At 54.1% G+C, this 16,926-nt stretch carries 17 protein-coding genes; 6 read left to right on the forward strand and 11 right to left on the reverse strand.

What is annotated here, in order from left to right:
* The first annotated feature begins 5 nt into the window (after positions 1–5).
* Positions 6–1,241 carry an AMP-binding protein gene (locus tag AAGA79_RS04310; protein ID WP_411827545.1) on the forward strand — a complete coding sequence of 412 codons (1,236 nt, stop codon included), beginning with the start codon at positions 6–8 and terminating at the stop codon, positions 1,239–1,241.
* Between the two features lie 10 nt (positions 1,242–1,251).
* Here the strand turns inward: AAGA79_RS04310 and AAGA79_RS04315 are convergent, their stop codons facing one another.
* The gene (locus AAGA79_RS04315; protein WP_411827546.1) at positions 1,252–1,674 is read right to left on the reverse strand and encodes a 3-hydroxyacyl-ACP dehydratase FabZ family protein; all 423 of its coding nucleotides are present in this window, start codon (positions 1,672–1,674) and stop codon (positions 1,252–1,254) included.
* 289 nt (positions 1,675–1,963) lie between these two features.
* Here AAGA79_RS04315 and AAGA79_RS04320 point away from each other — a divergent pair, with 289 nt between their 5' ends.
* From AAGA79_RS04320 to AAGA79_RS04330, 3 genes are all read left to right on the forward strand, one after another.
* The gene (locus AAGA79_RS04320) at positions 1,964–2,557 is read left to right on the forward strand and encodes a lysophospholipid acyltransferase family protein (protein WP_411827547.1); all 594 of its coding nucleotides are present in this window, start codon (positions 1,964–1,966) and stop codon (positions 2,555–2,557) included.
* A gap of 77 nt (positions 2,558–2,634) precedes the next feature.
* Positions 2,635–3,408 (forward strand): glycosyltransferase family 2 protein, encoded by a 774-nt coding sequence (locus AAGA79_RS04325; protein WP_411827548.1) that lies wholly within the window; start codon positions 2,635–2,637, stop codon positions 3,406–3,408.
* The gene (locus AAGA79_RS04330; protein ID WP_411827549.1) at positions 3,383–4,066 is read left to right on the forward strand and encodes a class I SAM-dependent methyltransferase; all 684 of its coding nucleotides are present in this window, start codon (positions 3,383–3,385) and stop codon (positions 4,064–4,066) included. The genes AAGA79_RS04325 and AAGA79_RS04330 overlap by 26 nt, the downstream gene beginning before the upstream one ends.
* On the opposite strand, the gene AAGA79_RS04335 is transcribed toward AAGA79_RS04330, so the two are convergent.
* Both AAGA79_RS04335 and AAGA79_RS04340 read right to left on the reverse strand, forming a co-directional pair.
* The gene (locus AAGA79_RS04335; RefSeq protein ID WP_411827550.1) at positions 4,026–4,787 is read right to left on the reverse strand and encodes a polysaccharide deacetylase family protein; all 762 of its coding nucleotides are present in this window, start codon (positions 4,785–4,787) and stop codon (positions 4,026–4,028) included. The genes AAGA79_RS04330 and AAGA79_RS04335 overlap by 41 nt on opposite strands.
* Complete coding sequence (locus AAGA79_RS04340) at positions 4,784–5,734, reverse strand: hypothetical protein (RefSeq protein WP_411827551.1); 951 nt, start codon at positions 5,732–5,734, stop codon at positions 4,784–4,786. The genes AAGA79_RS04335 and AAGA79_RS04340 overlap by 4 nt, the downstream gene beginning before the upstream one ends.
* Before the next feature lie 61 nt (positions 5,735–5,795).
* On the opposite strand from AAGA79_RS04340, the gene AAGA79_RS04345 reads away from it, so the two are divergent.
* Positions 5,796–7,406 carry an NAD(P)/FAD-dependent oxidoreductase gene (locus AAGA79_RS04345; RefSeq protein ID WP_411827552.1) on the forward strand — a complete coding sequence of 537 codons (1,611 nt, stop codon included), beginning with the start codon at positions 5,796–5,798 and terminating at the stop codon, positions 7,404–7,406.
* Here the strand turns inward: AAGA79_RS04345 and AAGA79_RS04350 are convergent.
* Positions 7,359–9,686, reverse strand: a complete 2,328-nt coding sequence (locus AAGA79_RS04350) for an MMPL family transporter (RefSeq protein WP_411827553.1) — start codon at positions 9,684–9,686, stop codon at positions 7,359–7,361. The two genes, AAGA79_RS04345 and AAGA79_RS04350, sit on opposite strands and share 48 nt — an antisense overlap.
* 80 nt (positions 9,687–9,766) lie before the next feature.
* Here AAGA79_RS04350 and AAGA79_RS04355 point away from each other — a divergent pair, with 80 nt between their 5' ends.
* A complete protein-coding gene (locus AAGA79_RS04355; RefSeq protein WP_411827554.1) occupies positions 9,767–10,402 on the forward strand; it encodes a LolA family protein in 636 nt (211 codons plus the stop codon).
* Between the two features lie 6 nt (positions 10,403–10,408).
* Here the strand turns inward: AAGA79_RS04355 and AAGA79_RS04360 are convergent, their stop codons facing one another.
* The 7 genes from AAGA79_RS04360 to hisI form a co-directional block, all read right to left on the reverse strand.
* A complete protein-coding gene (locus tag AAGA79_RS04360; protein ID WP_411827555.1) occupies positions 10,409–11,683 on the reverse strand; it encodes an NAD(P)/FAD-dependent oxidoreductase in 1,275 nt (424 codons plus the stop codon).
* 3 nt (positions 11,684–11,686) lie between these two features.
* Complete coding sequence (locus tag AAGA79_RS04365; protein WP_411827556.1) at positions 11,687–13,069, reverse strand: class I adenylate-forming enzyme family protein; 1,383 nt, start codon at positions 13,067–13,069, stop codon at positions 11,687–11,689.
* Between the two features lie 10 nt (positions 13,070–13,079).
* A complete protein-coding gene (locus tag AAGA79_RS04370; RefSeq protein ID WP_411827557.1) occupies positions 13,080–13,664 on the reverse strand; it encodes an acyloxyacyl hydrolase in 585 nt (194 codons plus the stop codon).
* 43 nt (positions 13,665–13,707) lie between these two features.
* Positions 13,708–14,814 carry a metal-dependent hydrolase gene (locus AAGA79_RS04375; RefSeq protein ID WP_411827558.1) on the reverse strand — a complete coding sequence of 369 codons (1,107 nt, stop codon included), beginning with the start codon at positions 14,812–14,814 and terminating at the stop codon, positions 13,708–13,710.
* Between the two features lie 35 nt (positions 14,815–14,849).
* On the reverse strand, positions 14,850–15,779 hold the full coding sequence (locus AAGA79_RS04380) for a hypothetical protein (RefSeq protein ID WP_411827559.1): 930 nt from the start codon (positions 15,777–15,779) through the stop codon (positions 14,850–14,852).
* A gap of 104 nt (positions 15,780–15,883) precedes the next feature.
* The gene (gene rplS / locus AAGA79_RS04385; protein WP_411827560.1) at positions 15,884–16,228 is read right to left on the reverse strand and encodes a 50S ribosomal protein L19; all 345 of its coding nucleotides are present in this window, start codon (positions 16,226–16,228) and stop codon (positions 15,884–15,886) included.
* Positions 16,229–16,356: 128 nt separating this feature from the next.
* Positions 16,357–16,803, reverse strand: a complete 447-nt coding sequence (gene hisI / locus AAGA79_RS04390) for a phosphoribosyl-AMP cyclohydrolase (protein WP_411827561.1) — start codon at positions 16,801–16,803, stop codon at positions 16,357–16,359.
* Positions 16,804–16,926: the final 123 nt, after the last annotated feature.

Genomic DNA, 16,926 nt, shown 5'->3' on the forward strand with positions numbered 1-16,926 from the left:
AAGTCTTGGCAAGAGGTTTGGAACTCGTTAGGAAGCTGGGAATGTTGCTGGATTGCTGGGATGAGGTGGTTGCGCGCCGGGGTGGTGATATCGCGGTCTGGCATCCTGCGAGGCCGGATGGGATTAGTTTCGGCGAGATTGACGAGAGGTCGGGCGAGCTGGAGACGGGCGGTGATTTCGTGAAGTGTGTGGGTGGATCCGTGGATTTTTTTCCTTCCCTGATAGCTGCGTGGAGGATGGGGAGACCTGTGCTGCTGCTGGAAAATGAAGGGAGCCGTGTGCGGCCGATCGAGGAAGGCATTCCGGAGGGAACTTTCCTGGTGAAGCAGACTTGTGGATCATCCGGAGTGGAGCGGAGTCTGTTTTTCGGCGAGAAGGAGATATTCGCAGAGGGTATAAGAAATGTGGAGGGGCTGGGTCTGCATGAGGGCAGGCGTGGGGTCGCTGCCATTTCCCTGGCGCATTCGTATGGTTTTGGGTGTCTGGCGCTGCCGTTGATCCTGCGGGGGATTCCGTTGGATGTGGTTCCGGGGCCGATGCCGATGTTTATGCAGCCGGTGCTGGACCGGGGTGGGGAGGTGTTTTTACCCGGGGTGCCGGCGATCTGGAAGACCTGGTGGCAGACTGGTTTGGCCGCGCATCCGGCGATCGGGTGGGCGATTACGGCTGGATCTCCGTTTTCCGTGAAGCTGGAGGAGTTGATTTTTCAGGAGACCGGTCTGAAGGTTCGGAATTTCTACGGGACCAGCGAGACCGGAGCGATAGCTTTCGATAGGACAGATGGGCCGCGCACGGAGTCCGGGCTGGTGGGAGAGGCTTTGCCCGGCGTGGTCGTGGAGATGGGAAAGGCCGGGCGCCTGGCGGTGGTGAGCGATGCGAGAGCAACGGGCTCCGACGTGCCGGTCGAGGGTGAATTTTCCTCTGGAACATACCTGACGATGGATCAGGGAAGGATCGTGGGCGGACAGATTTATGTGACCCGATGCATTGGCAAGGCGATCAATGTGGCGGGGCGGAAGGTGAGCCCGAAGCGGCTGAGAACTATTTTAGAAGGAATTGAGGGGGTGAAATTCGCCTCTGTGGAGTGCGAAAAGAGCCGGGACTACGAGCGATATGAGGAAATCCGCGCGAGTGTGAGACTGGCGGATGGGGTGGAGGGAAAAGCGATCCGCGAGCTAATGCGCGGGAAAGTGGAGAGCTGGGAGATGCCGCGGAGGTGGGAGTTCGAGAGCGAGGTGTAGTCTTTCCTGATCAGCTGCCGCTGAGTGTGATCATGGCTTGGGCGATTTTATTTTCGCCATCGGAGACGCTGCCTTTTACCTGAATGAGATTGCCCATGCGGCCTTCCACGGAGGCTTCGATGGTAAGGGTTGCGCCGGGAATGGCGGTGCCGAGAATTTTCGCGTTTTTAACAGATGTGAGTTTCATACCCGGGAGGACGGCCTCGGATGGGTCCGATTGGGCGATGACGCCGCCGAGCTGGGCGATGGCTTCGATCATAATCACGCCTGGCCAGATGGGCTCGGCCGGGAAATGGCCTTTCAGGAATTCTTCCTCGCCGCTGATCTTGTAGGTGGCCGTTCCTTTCACGCCGTGCTCGAGGGTGAGCATCTCTCCGATGAAGCGAAATTCCGGGCCGTGAGGTAGTGAGAGTAATTCTTGATCGAATGGCATGGTATGGGCAGTGTGTGTTAGGCGTTCAGCCAGTTGTTTTCCACAGCCTCAGATGATGGAAGCAACGAGCTGACGCAGCTTGCCTCGAAATTCTGTGAACTCAAATCCTGAATCAACCATTGCCAATGAATGCCCTGCGAAAACGGCAGGGAAAATGGTACGATTCGGTTTGGCCCACGTTTTTATGATACTTTATTGGCCGTTATCGGTGCTGTGTATCACGCTGCTTAGCTTGGTTTCATGGGTATTCATGAGCCGTGAGAGCCACATGAGATTGGGGCAGAGGGTTTTGAGTCGTTCTTTGGGGAGGTTTGTCTGCGTGCTGGAATTGGTGGGGGTTCTGCGTGTATGCGATCAGGATCTGGTGGCTAAAAGCGATCTCCAGGGGGCGATGATTATCGCGTGCAACCATCCTGCATTGTGGGATGCGCCGATCATTTTGAGAAGGCTTCCGCAGTTGAGCGGGATTATGAAAGCGGAGGTGTTGGCCAATCCTTTCCTTAGTATCGGAGCCCGGTTCGCGGGATTCCTGCCGAATGCGCCGAGACTGAAAATGGTGAAGATGGCAGTGGCGCGGCTGAAGGGTGGGGGGCGGCTTTTGCTATTCCCTGAAGGAACAAGGACTCGGGAAGAAAATGGCGTGATCAATCCATTTCGGCCTGGTCTTGCGCTTTTGGCACAACGGTCAGGGGTGCCGGTTCTTCCAATTTTTATTTCGTCCAACAGTCCGTATTTGCAGAAGGGCTGGCCGATCTGGAAGATGCCGGACTTGCCGATTACGGTTACGCTGGAGGTGGGGGAGCCTTTGAAGATCGGCGAGAATGAATCTGTAAGGGAGTTTTCCGCGAGGCTGGAGGGAGTTTTCCGTAAAGGGCTGGGCTGAGAAGGCCTGATTCTCCAAATACCATTTTTTCTCGGTTGCCAACAGATGGATTAGATGAGCATTTCGGGTGCCGTTGCATGAAACCCTGTGTCCTAATCCCCTCATATAATTCCGGTCCGTTGCTGCGGAAAACCGTGGCGGGAGTTCTGGAGGTCTGGGATGACGTTTTTGTAGTGATCGATGGGAGCACGGATGGCTCAGCGGATGGACTTGAGGATCTGGCGGAGGGAGCCGGGACGAGGTTGAGGGTTCACCGTTTGGAGGTGAATCAGGGGAAGGGATCGGCGATTCTAAAGGGGATTTCTCTGGCGGCGGATGAGGGGTTTACCCATGCGCTGGCGATGGACGCGGACGGTCAGCATCCGGCTTCGCATGTCAGGAATTTCATGGAAGCCGGGAGAAAATTTCCTGAAGCGCTGGTGCTTGGAGAGCCCGTTTTTGATGAGTTCGCACCTGCGCTGCGGGTGAATGGAAGAAAAGTTTCGAACTGGTGGGCAAATCTGGAGACGCTGTGGTGGGGGATTCATGATTCGCTTTTCGGGATGCGGCTTTATCCGATCGAGCCGCTGAAAAAGGTGTTTTCGCAGACAGGTTTTGCACGGCGGTTCGATTTTGACCCGGAAGTGGCGGTGAGGCTGTGCTGGGCTGGGGTGCCGGTGGTAAATCTGAAGACACCGGTGAAGTATTTGCGGGCGGATGAAGGTGGAGTGAGCCAGTTCCGGTATTTCAGGGACAACACGCTGCTTACCTTTATGCATATGCGGTTATTCTTCGGGTTTCTGATCAGGCTTCCGGTTCTGGTTTTCAGAAAGAAAAATCGACTGGATGGAAAGGCGGCTGCTGATGTCTGAGGCCGCTTTGGTCGCGAGGCGGATCTCATCCCATTGCGAGAGCACGTATGTAAAATACTACATCCGGGGCAAGGTGAAGACTGATCCGCTATACGATGGGGTGTATGGGGAGCTGAAGAATAGCGATCTGCCGCTGCTGGATATCGGCTGCGGAATGGGTGTGCTGGCGATGTATCTTCGCGAGCGGGGGTGGATGAACGAGGTGCGTGGGATCGACTATGATGCTTCGAAGATCAGGGATGGCCGGAAGGTTTTGAAGCGGGGCGGGTATGCGGATATTTCGATAGTGGATGGAGATGCACGTGTGGATCTTCCTGAGTGTGAAGGGAATGTGACGATTCTGGATATTCTCCAATTTTTTTCCGAAAAGGAGCAGGCTACTTTGCTGAAGCTGGCCGCGAGGCGGGTGGCAGCGAACGGGAAACTGGTGATCCGAAGCGGGCTGAAGGATAGATCCGTAAGGTTTTACACAACGCTGGCCGCGGACTTTTTTGCGAAGCTGAGCTTCTGGATGATGTCGGCACCTGTCTGCTATCCGGGCGAGAGCCTTTTCCGGGAGGTATTGGGAAAAGAGGGATTCGAGGTGGAAATCCGGCCGTTGTGGGGGAGGACCCCGTTCAATAATTTCCTGATTGTCGGGAAGCGTCGGGGAGCTTGATCTGCCAGTTATTGGCGGCTGCGTGTGCGAGGATATCTGCGACTACTTCTTTGGCAATAGGAGTGCCCTCGTGGGCGAGGACGATGCTGCCTGGACCCATTGATTGTCTGATTCTAGCGGAAACAAGTGGAAGAGAGGCGGAAACGCCATCGAATCCACGTGAGTTCCAGCCGATGAGGCGAAGATTTTCCCGTTTCAGAACGGGGTGGATGAACATATTGAAATGACCTACCGGTGCGCGGAAAAGTGTGGGAGCGGTGCCGGTGATTTTTTTAATGGTCTGCTGGCATTCGGTGATTTCTCGGTAGGCGCGGATGGGGCCGAGTGACCAGAATGTGCTGTGCGGGTGGTGTTGACTGTGGTTGCCAATCTGGTGGCCGCGGGAGTGGATTTCACGGATCAATTCTGGATAGATTTCGGCTTTTTTCCCGATGACGAAAAAGGTGGCTTTTGCCTGGAATTGGTCGAGGAGGTCGAGAATAGCCGGGGTGTCCTCAGGATCCGGGCCATCGTCCAAAGTGAGCCAGATGTGATCCTGACAGTCGGTTTGGATTTTTCCGAATAGTCTGGAGGAGGGATTGAGGGTGCCCGCCAGTGAATACGTGACGATGACGGCGTGGACAAGAATGCCGAGAAACGGGTGACCACTGAAGAAGAGAACGACGCCCGCGGTGAGGCCGCCGAAGAGTAGCAGAAACCGCCATGTGAGGGAGAAGATCATTTGGTGAAAGCCTCCTCGAATACGAACCATTCCAGTGCGTGCTCATATAAAAATGGCATGAGGCTGGCTGCCCAGGCTCTTCCGAAATCAGCTTCGCGGGGGCGCTTGAAGTCACTGAGATCAAGTGCGTCCGGGAAAATGATGCGGTAATGGCGGTAGCTATCACGAACGACGTGTAGAGGGTGGCAGGGGCACTTCGATATGGCGGCGAGGGTCATAGGACCGCGGGGGAGACGGATTTTTCCGGACTGATCGGGAAGTTGAATTTCGATGGCGGAGACATCGGCGATTACGCGGTCGCTCTGGATGGCGACGAGCTCACCTTCCATGAGAAGTCTGGCTAGCTCGATGCCCAGGAGGCTTTCCGAGGTGTTGTAATGGACTTTGAAGTGCTGGTAGCGATCGGTGTCTTCCTTGAGTTCCTTGCTTCTGATTTCCTGAAGAGCTTCAGATTTTTCCGGAGCGCGGACGGTGTGGAGATCACGGCCGAATTTTGGGGAAAAGAGTGCTCCCGCGAGATCGTAGTTCCCTGTGTGGGTGGTGAAAATAAGAGCAGAGCCGGCGGTGGAGCGGAGCTTTTCGAAGTTCTCGAGGCCATCGATTTCCCAGGTGATGACTCTCTGTCCAAGGCGCGCCCGCATGCCATCGATGTAGGTCCAGCCGAAGTTTACGAAGACCCGGTAGGCGCCGACGAGTCGCTCGGCGAAGCTGGAATCTGTCCAGATAACGGAGAGATTGTGTGAGATGGCTTTTCTTTGCTGATGAGCAAAGGTGAGGACTACGAAGGAGAAGAAATGGAGGAGGCCGCCCTCGATGAACCGGGGCATGTTCGGGAATTTACGCAAAACATAGAACATTGCGCGGGTGGGGATATCGCCGAAAACGCCAAAGCGTGACACATCTGCTTCTTGATTTCTCGTGGTTTCAGGGCTTCTATCTTCAGTCATCAGGCAGCTTGCTTGGGGGCAGCCTAGTGAAGGCGAATTTGAAATCAAACTCGATAAAGATATGAAGATGATGAATCACCGTGAGGTCCGCCAGATTGCGGAAGGAGTTGACCGCTCCGCGGATTATGACGTGGTGGTCATTGGCGGTGCGTTTTCAGGGGCATCTTCAGCGCTGTTGTTAAAGCGGCAATTCGGGGATTTGCGGGTTTTGATTATCGAGAAATCAGAGAGTTTCAGCAGGAAAGTGGGGGAGAGTACATCCGAGGTGGCTGGTTGTTTCCTGACCCGGGTGCTGCGGATGGGAATGCATCTGAATATTAAACACGTGGCCAAGCACGGTTTGAGAATGTGGTTCCACAAGGATGGGATGAATGCACCGGGGCGCTCGACGGAACTGGGCCCGGCGTATCAGGGAAGGCTTCCCACGTTTCAACTGAATCGAATGGAGCTGGATGCGAAGCTTCTGGAGGATGCGATTTCCCTAGGATGCGAGCTGGTGCGGCCGGCTACAATCAAGTCTCTGAAGCTAGGTGGAATCGGAAAAAATACAGTTAGCTACAAGACCGGAGACGGGGAGAGTAGGACCGTTTCCGCAGGTTGGGTGGTGGACGCTTCCGGAAAGGCGGCGAAAATCGCCAAGCAACGGAAGACGTGGCAATCGATCGCTGAAGAGCATCCGACGGCAGCGATGTGGACGCGTTTCAAGAACGTGAACTACCTGGATTCTGAAAAAGGAGTGGAGATGATGGAGGGTGTGAGCGCGAGGGTGGTGGCGCAGCGTGGATCGGCGACAAATCACCTGATGGGCTTTGGCTGGTGGTGCTGGATTATTCCGCTGGGTAGCGGAGAGGTAAGCGCCGGGTTGACGTGGGATTCCCGGCTTTTCACTCCTCCTTCGGATGGGACGATGGCGGAACGGCTGAAGGAGCATATGCTGAAGCATCCGGTAGGGAAGGTGATGTTCGAAGACGCGGTGGCGGTGGAAAACGACAACTCATATTACAAGGGGCTGGCTTATTATTCCGAGGAGGTGGCAGGTGCAGGATGGACCACGGTTGGCGATGCATGCGGGTTTATGGATCCGCTCTATAGCCAAGGGCTCGATTACTGCGCGCACACGATTTACTCGTCCTACACTTTACTGCGCTCCTACTACAGTGGTGAGTGCGTGAAGGACGGAATCACGTGGAGGAACAAGGAGTTCGTCCGGAGTTACTTTGATTGGTTCAACGCGCTGTATAAGGATAAATATTATTATCTGGGCGATGCGGAGCTGATGCATGCCGCTTTCCTGCTGGATGTGGGGACGTATTTTGTGGGCCCGGTGCGTGGGGTTTATACCGATGAGGATGCCGAATTTTCCCAAATGCCGTATGCCGGTGCGATCGGCGGCGGATTTGCCAAATTCATGGCTTTCTACAACCGCCGGTTCGTCGAGATAGCGAAGAAGAAGATTACCGCGGGTAAATACGGGGAGAAAAACCTGGATGAGAGTTTCCTGATAACAGGGAGTTTTTCACCTGATCCATCCAGCTTTAAACTGATTTTCAAGGGTTTGAAAATCTGGGCAAAGCTGGAGGCCAAGTATGCGTTTACACCGACCAGTGCGGATATAAAGGAGCCCTCAATGAGCACTCCTCTTCCACAGGCCGGGCACTACGAACACGCTTAGAAGCATCGTCGTTAGGACACCGAGGCAGCAGAGTAGGCCCATGCTGCGGAGTATCTCATTGGAGGCGAATAGCAGGGAACCGAAGCCAATAGCGGTGGAAAGACCACAGAAGCAGATGGCTTTTCCGACACCGTTCCATACCGAATTGAGATCGCCGCCTGATCGCCTGAGGGCAAAGATCAGGTGAATGCTGTAATCGATACCGGTGCCTACGATGAGTGGGATGGCCATGCCGCTGAGGAAGTTCCATGCACTACCGGTGACAACCACGAAGGCATTTACGAGAAGAAGTGAGGTGACCAGCACTCCGATGGTGATAGCAGCATCTCTAATGGAGCGGAATACGACGACCAATGTAAGGAGCAGTATGCCAGTAGCCGGGAGAAAAATAACGTAGAAGTCCCTTTTTACCGAAGGTAGCAGAGCCGCCTGGATGATGCTCCAGCTGGTGACGTCAAAGTTTTCAGAAGAAAGGACTGAAATTTCCGGAAAATTTTCTTCGGTGACTTCTTTTGTGAGCATCACTGATCCTGAGAGGTATTTTTCCTGGTCCGGGGACTCGGCGATGAATTGGTGGACGAAATCCGTGAGGTCGACTTCGGCAGGCGGGGTATTGAGGTGATCGAGAATCATGCGATCCAGCGCAAGCCCCTCATCGGTGAAGCCGTTTTGTTTTGCTGATTCCAGAATGCGGTCACGGGATTGGTGGATTGCGGTGAAGTTTTCACTGGAGAGATTCCTTGTTCCCATGAGAGGGATAAGCTCGGTGGGCCATTGGTAGCTCTGGACGATTCCATTGGCTTTGAGATTCTTGAGATGTTTCTCGGCTTCTTCTGCCGCGCTTTCTATTTCCACCCAGGATTTTCCGGACGCCATTAGTTGGACATTCTTATCAGACCAGGCGGGGAATTTTTCCTGGATGACGGAGAAGGTAGCGGCGGCTTCACTGGACGAAGGCTCAACCATTGAGAAATCGAAGCTTACGTCTGGCTCGCCTTTCACCGCGAAGACGGCAATGGCAATCAGGATGCCGCAAGCAATGAGGGATCGTGCGACAAGCTTTCCCGGGAATGGGGATTTCAGAAGGATGGATGCGTTTTTCGAGGGGAACCGATTGAGAAACAGTGGGATGAAAATAAGCATCACGGCGGCTCCGGTGATAAGGCCGATGATAATGAGGCCGCCGAGCTGCCGGACTCCTTGGAATGTGCTGAGGGTGAGTAGCCCGAAGACAATGGCGGTGGTGGCAGCTGCCCAGAGGATGCCGGGGGCGAGCTCTTTGCGGAAGCGGGCTGGTGATTCGGTATTGCCGATGGATTCCCTGAATATGACCACTCCATAATCGATAATAAGGCCCAGAAGGATGGCCGCGAATCCGACGCTGACCAGATTGAGGGTGCCGAAGATCCATCCTCCGACACCGAGGGTGATGACAAACGATAGGCCAAGTAGGAGCAGAATGAGCATCAGCTGGCCGGGGTGGCGCTGGACGAGGAGAAAAAGGACGCCAACCAGGATCGAGGTGAACATGATGGTGCCGGACATGTCCTCTTCCATAGCGGTGCCAATTTCCGAATTATAGACGGGGCCGCCGGTGAGCCCGAAGGTGAAACCGAAGTCTTCGAGCCCAGCCCAGCTATTGGCGGCAGAGCGGATTTTCTCCACCCAGGCTTGGTGGACGTGATAGTCGGTGGTCGGCGTGGGATTATGGATGAGGAGAATCCAATGTTTTCCGTCGGCTGACTGGAACGAGAGCTCGCTATCCTTCAGCTGGGTGATGAACGGGTGTTTGAGGAACCCGAGGGGATCATAGGAAGCGATGGTGGCCTCCTGTTGATCAAAGGAGGTGCGGATGTCGTTTTTTACGGTTTCCAGGTATTTCTCCAGAGAGCTTTGATCAAGGAGACGGTTTTCAATTGCCGAGGATATTTCAGGAGGAGAAAGCAGCCAGAGGCCGGCGATTGATTTTGCGAACTGTTCGGGGTCTTCCTCGAACTCCGAACGATAGAGAACTTTGGCGGGAGAGAGTTTTTCACGAAGATGAATGGCGAATTCTTCCACGTCTTCCTCGTAGATTTCCTCCTCTTCGGAACTAAGGAGGAGGGCGATTCTTTGATCGTTATCGAAGTATTTCTGGGAGATTTTAAGTGTCCGGACACTGGATAATTTCTGCGGAAGAACATCCAGTATATCGGTTTCAAACTTCAATTTGAACAGTCCTGCGATGGAGAAGATGAGAACGGTGCAGAATGCGGCTATGAAGGGGATTTTGTTTCTCACTGCCGGAGATTAAATTGGGGAACTGAAACCGCAATACTTTGATGGGTTGAGTTAGTCAGCGGACCAGCTAGATTTTTCCCATGAAACTTCCCTCCTGTTTGGTCGCCCTGTTGCTAGGTTGCACGAACCTGTTTGCTCAGGATTTAAGTCCGCTGAGGAATGCTCTGGAGAAGCAACAGAGCTACAAGACTGTGAGTGTGGATGTGCGGCAGACGAAGAAGAGTCCGGCATTAGCGGAGGAGACTAAGCTGAAGGGGCATCTGTGGCTGAAACCGGGTGAGGCGTTCCGTTGGGAGCTGGGAAGTCCGCCGGAACAGATCGCGGTTTATGATGGGAGCACCTTGGTGTTTCTGGACGAGAAGAAGAAGACGGCGAAAAAGGTGGATTCCGATGACCGGAAAGCGAAGCCGCTTTTTCTGATGTTGGGTTTTGGAGATGGAGCTTCGTTCTCTGAAATCGAGGAGAATTTTTCGGTTAACGGGACGAATACGGTGGATGAGCATTTCATTGTGTCACTGAGTCCGAAGGGCAGTTTGCGACGTGGAATTAAATCGCTGGTGATGCAGGTGAATACGAAGACTTCGTTTATCGAGCGAATCGAATTCGTTCAAAAGGACGGGACGAAGGTGGTAACGGAGTTTTATCCCCCGAAAATTAACGGCGGGATCCCGGCGAGTAACTTCGATGTGAAGGCAGAGGGTTACACCTGGGAGTGAGTTAGATTATTTCACCGCGTAATATTCGGCTTCTTTTACGCCCCAGACACAGTGTTTGGAGCTGTGTTTCAAGAGGTTACGATTGTAGCGGGAGCGGGTGCCTACTCCAGTGGCCATGTTGGCAATGACCCGGCTCATGTGTTTTTCGATGAGTTTTGCGGGGTTGAGCGGGCCCTTGTTTGCCGCGAGCTGGCTGCCTGCTTCGTAGAGGCGGAGTATGCGGCCATCGTAGAAGTAGTCGATGAGCTCCTGCCAGGAGCTGTGCCAGTTTTTCAATTCTGCGCAGTATGAATCCAAATTTGCGGCAGTCGGTTTCGACTTTGAGAAAACAAGCGAATCAAGCAGGCTGGCGGATTCGAGAGCCATGAAGAGCCCGGGTGAAAGCATGGGGTCCACGAAACCGAAGGCGTCTCCGAGCATGATCCAGCCTTTGCCGTGACCCTGGTGTCCAATGAGCTGGTAGTTGGTGTAGGTCATCACTTCTGTGATGCGGCGAGCGTTTTTTCCTTTTTCCTGAAGGAGTGGCTCGATGGAAATGGCGTTTTCGAGCCGTTGTTCTGGAGTGTTGCCGAGTTTCTTTGCCGATTCCTTATCTATGACAATTCCAACGGATAGTTTCCCCTGAAGCGGGATCCGCCACGACCAACCATTTTCGAGGACTGATATGATGATTTGGCCGGGATCTACTTCATCGTGGTCGAAGTTTTCAAAATGGGCGAAGTAGGCGGCGTCTTTGCGGGTTCCGCATTGGGCGGGGAGATCGAGCGTGCGGGCGAACAGGCGTGCGCGTCCGGTGCCATCGATCAGCCATTTGGGGTGAACACGGAGGTTTGCGAGGGCGAGTGATTTCGCGGATAGTTCGAGATCGCGATCCGGGTGGTCTGATTTGAGGAGCTTGGCACGCTGGCCTACGAAGGTGACACCGAGTTCGGTGGCACGGGTGCGGAGCAGGTTATCGAACTCCGGACGAGGGACATTGTAGGCGTATGCTGGAGCTTTAGCGCCGCGATCGCGGAATTTGAAATGGAGACGGGAGCCGCCGCCGTGGAAGAAGGATGCGCCGGGTTTATACACGGAAAACTCGCGGACGCGGTCTTCGATTTCCAGTTTCCGCAAGATGGGGATGACTGCAGGGATGAGAGATTCGCCAACGAGTAGTGCGGGGCGTTTATCATCATCGAACACTACGGTGTTGATGCCGCGCATTGCGAGCAGGCAGGCAAGGGTGCAACCCGCCGGGCCAGCTCCGATGATTGCTACCGTGTCCGTCTCTTTGGTCATGTATCAGGTGCGTTTTATCTTCCCGCTGGGAGTGAGCGCAATGGAATTGATCATTTGGATTTTCATCGGGATCTTATACGAGGAGAGGTGCTTCGAGCAATGGGTGCGGAGCTCAATTGGTGAAGGGGTTGCTTTTCCGTCTTCGAGGATGATCTCCGCGCAGGGGAAGGAGCCGAGGGTGGGGTGGTCCTGAGGAAATACCCTGGAGAGGCGGATTGACGGATGGGAGTTAAGGATTGCTTCGATTTCCTCCGGGAAGACTTTCATTCCGCCGACGTTGATGACGCTTTTGCTGCGTCCTTTCAAAACGAGCGTGCCGTCCGTGAGTTCTTCGCAAAGGTCTCCGGTCGCGAAGTAGCCGTCTTTCCGGGGCTGCCAGGGAAGGAGGTAGGCATCGAACATTCCGGGGCCTTTGATGGTGAGTTCTCCGGATGAAGTGATGGCGATTTTATAAGGTTCGAGGGGCTGACCAAGGGCGGTGGGGTTGGTGATCGCGTTTCGGGTATTGAGAATGGGTAGGCCGATTTCGATGATCCCAAGTGCTTGGGTGATTGGAATCTGGAAGCGTTTCTTGAAGGCGTCAGCCACTTCTTGGGAGAGGGCGGCGGCGGTCGAGATGGCCATGCGCAGGTGGGGGAGCGGGGCGGCTTCGGTGCATTGTGCCAATTGGGCGAAGTGGAAAGGACTTCCGTATAGAAGGTTGGTTTCAGAATCACGTGCGGCGCGGTAAAGCTCCTCCGGGCGGTGGGTGGTTTCCAGGATGGTGGTGACGCCGTGGTAGAGGTAGAGGATGATGGTGACGGCGAAGTGGTGGGCCATGGGTAGGGTCCAGAGTACGCGGTCGCCGGGGCTGAGATTCAGGCCGGTGTTTGCGGCTAGGATTCGCTCGAAAAGTGATTCGTGGGAGATCACGACTCCCTTGGATGTGCCGGTGGTGCCTGAGCTAAAACGGATGAAGGCAGGGTTGAGACCGTTGAAATCTTTTTCCGGGAAACGGGGTTCGGATTCGGGGAGTTTATTGATTTCGGCGAAGCCCAGGCCCAATGGAAGCTGGAAACCGTGATCGCTGTTGCGGATGATGAAGTGGAGAGCAGTATCGGATATAAGATTCTGCTTTTCACTGTGCGTGAGTTCATCGGGGATCGGAACAAAACAGGCACCGGTTTCAAGAACGGCGAGGGCTACTGCGATGTAAGCGCTGCCGTTGGGGAATATGACACCTATTCTGGGAAGGTCGGCTGTTGTGTCCTGGATGGTCCTCTCAAGCTCTTGGCGAATTTGATCTACGGCGGAGAAAAGTTCGGAGAAGGAGATTTGGAGGTCGGCTTCACGGATGGCGATAAGCTCGCCATGGTTCTGCTCTCGGATTTCCCGGACAATATTCATTTCCTGGATACTAGAAGGAGAAACTGGTGCCGATTGTGAAGCCTAGGGCATCTATGCCGGGGTTTGGATCGGTGGCACCGCGATTGGACATGTGCTGGAAAAACGGACCACCGAAGATTGCCAGATCATCACTGAGTTGATGGCGTATCCCTGTTTTTATAAACCAGTTGTAGGTAAAGTCCTGGCCTTGCCCTCCGGGGACGGGAGTGCTGTTGACAACGCCGAAACCGCCGCCGATTGAGAAGTAGGCGGACCAGAGATTATCTGCGGACCACCATTCGATGGATGGTGAGCCAGAAATGGCAAGATAGTAGTCTTCCGGGCCGGTGGCGATCCAAGAACCGATTAGCGAGGCATGGTGGCGGACGACGAGTGTAGAGCCATTGCTAAGATCTCTTTTCAGGACATAAGGACTACGCCAGGAGATCTGATTCTGCATGATCCGGTAGTCGATGGTGGTGTTGCTCCCGAATTGGAAAAGTAGGCCGGTTTCCACATCAATGGTGTGGCGTTGGAAGGGGGCCTCGACATCGTCCGAGGCGTGGAGTGGCCCGCAGCAGGCGACGAAGATCAGGGAGAGAATCAGTTTCCGCATGGGATAGTATTTGAACCAAATTATAGGTCCTGACAATGCGTCTTCACTCTATGTAGCGCAAATACTCGGGAAGGCGACCTGGGACGCCTGCAAGGCGGGGCTTTCCGCGCCACTCATCTTCCTTGAGAACGATACGGTAGAATATTTTCTGGAGCATTAGTTTCGGCTCGCGAACGGAGATTGGAGATGATTTCAGGCGATCGCCGAGGCCATCTGGAATGAATGACCACGAGAATACCATGCGTGAATCCACGGTGCCGGGTTTCGCTCCATAGGCGCGGCCCTCTCCGAAGCGCATATCGGCGATCCAGATCCCATCCGCATGAGGTCGCGAGATCCACCAGCCACGGGAGAACCATTGAAGAGTCTGGACTTCACGTTCAGAGGCGAAAGGGGCAATCACTTCCTTTTCGGCGGGGTAGACTGTCCAGCGGATCGGAGTGTCCGGCATCTCGAATACCGAGCGGTAGCCGACCCAGAATTCATCACCTTTATCGACGACCGAGCGCCATAGAAGGGTATTGAATGCCGTCGGAGCTTCCATCCGGCGCTCATAGGTTATTTCTCTGCGGGCAAGATCGCGCTCGAATGCTGCTGAGACCCAGGATTTCATACAGAATGAAAATCCGATATACAAGGTGCTGAGACCGAGGCCCCAAGTGAGAATTTTTGTGCGCTTTTTCTGGGTCTTTTTTGTCCGGTAAAAGGCCAGCCAGGCTATAGAGACAACTAGTGGCAGGGTGTAGAGCGGATCGATGATAAATAGGTTATTGAGTGCAACCCGGGTTTCCGAGAAGGGCCACAGAACGGAAGTTCCGTAGACGGTGAAGCAATCGATAAGAACGTGTGTGGACCAGGCAAGGAATACGAAAGCGCCGGCAAGGGCTGGGTGGACCTTGTTTTTCTTCCATAGTTTTGCGAGCGGCTTGGCCAAGGCGAAACTGGCAATCACCATCAATAGAAGTGAGTGGCTGGGGCCGCGGTGGAATGCTAGCTCGCGAGCGGAATCGAGAAAGGGATTGAAGATGACATCAAGGTCGGGAAGGGTGCCGAACAGTAGACCCCAGCCGATGGCGCGATTGCCTAGTTTCCTGCCTAGGACAGCTTCTCCGATGGCTGCGCCGAGTGCTGCTTGGGTGATGGAATCCACGGTGCTCCGAGTTCTGTTGTTTCGGGAAGAGTGAACTACTGATCTGTGTTCACTTTGTTCAAGGCTTCACCGAATTCCTTCCAGAGAAGACGGGTGATGTGTGACTGGAGCGCGACGAGGGGATCATCCAGCGCTTCCGGTGCGGGGTTATACGAAGTTGCTTTTGTGAGCTCGCCGCGGACGAGATTGAAGCAGGTTTTCAGTAGATCGTGTTCTAAGGAATCCGGATTATCCGTGGTGAACGAGAGCACGTCGGTGGAGGTATTCGTGCCATCCGGTCCTGTGATCCACACTGCGACAGGCGTGGGAGCATCAATGGCCTGGATGGATTTTCCGATATTCAGTTTATAGTCAAAGCTGATGATACCGGATGATGAATTAGAGATTGTGGACGTGAGCTGATCAAGGATTTCAGGAAGAACCTCTTTGAAGTTCTCCCCGGTTCCTATGTTGATGGTGGCGGTGAATTCCTTCGGTTCTTCTGTGTTCCAGATGACGAGGGTGGGGCGGATCCGTTGAATGGCGTTGAGGGCTGTCTGGATTTGCTCCGGGTTACCCTGGGAGGAATCCAGAACACGCTCGTAGGCGAGGAGTGCCCGTTGGAATTTCCCGATATCCTGCAGGGCTTCTGCCAGGCGGATGAGCTTGTCTGCTCCGTCAGGCGCGCGGTTCGAGTAGGTATCGAGCGATGGGGCCGATTCGGTATCTCCCAGATCAACGGGCTCTACTAAAACTGTTGGATCCTCATCTGAATCGGTCGGGTCTTCAGCAGGGACGACTACCGAGATGGCATCCTCCGGTATCACTTGGGAAACCGGAAGCGACGCCAGGGCTTCAGCACGGATCTCTTCAAGTTTGGCCTCCGAGGGAGGAGTCAGGAAGTCCATTTTCCTGGTGCCGTTCCACCAGATCACGATGATCGTGAGCAGGCATAAGGGAATGATAGCTAGAAGGGGAACGCGCATTGGGTAGATGCAGGAAATGTATGCAGCTGTCTGAAGAAAGAAACAAAGAAAAACCCCGCTGGCACTAGACCAGCGGGGTTTTCCTGAGAAAATCTAATTCGAAATTAGTCAGCGCTCTTGACGAAGAGCGCGCGCTTACCAACGCGGTCGCGGAGGTAATGAAGTTTCGCACGACGAACTTTACCTTTGTTGGTAACTTCGACCTTGGCGATACGTGGTGTGTGAAGAGGGAATACGCGCTCTACACCTTCACCGTAGGAAATTTTACGAACTGTGAAAGCACTGTTAATGCCGCTGCCGCCCTTGGCGATAACGAGACCCGCGAAGATCTGGATACGCTCTTTGCCACCTTCAACAACACGGCAGTGAACTTTTACGGTGTCGCCGACGTTTGGTTCTACAACGTCTGACTTGAGTTGTTCCTGTTCGATTTTTTTAATGATGTCCATGGTGGTGGTTGCTGGAAAAGTGTTGCGTGGAGCGTTTCGGTAGGTTTCCGAAAAGCGCGGGGCGAGATGGCTATTGGATGGGGGCTCTATTTGCAAGAGTGAAATTTGAAAAAAGGCGGGAAAATGGATTATTTCTTGTAGACTGCATCAGGATCGAAGGAGCGGTCGCTCTGGGTGAAGTTGAGAGCGGCAGGTGTGCCCGGGACTACTTTTCGATAAAAGCATGAGTTTCTACCTGTGTGGCAGGCTCCGGCGCCGATTTGCTCTACGACAAGAATGAGTGCATCCTGATCGCAATCCGTGCGGATTTCCACGATTTTCTGAATGTGTCCGGACGTTTTTCCTTTATGCCAGATTTCCGATCGCGAGCGTGACCAGTAAACGGCCTCGCCAAGTTCGATGGTCAATTTCAAGGATTCCGCGTTCATATAGGCGAGCATGAGGGGCTCTTTGGTTACTGAATCGAGGGCAACTGCGGGAATGAGCCCGGTTGAATCGAACTTTGGGGCGAAATCGCCGGATTCCTCGATCTGGGCCTTGTCCTTGCGTTCGGAGAAAATTTGTTCTGAAGACATGATACTGGGTGGGAAAGTGAGGCGAGCTGCGGGTATTTGTCCAGAGTTGATTGGGCGATGTCTTGCTCTTGAGAAATTGAGGGATAGGATTTCAGTTAATGAGCCGCCGGAGTAGAAGAAAAA

Origin of the sequence: Luteolibacter sp. AS25, from assembly GCF_046736275.1 — a bacterium.
Lineage (GTDB): Bacteria > Verrucomicrobiota > Verrucomicrobiia > Verrucomicrobiales > Akkermansiaceae > Luteolibacter.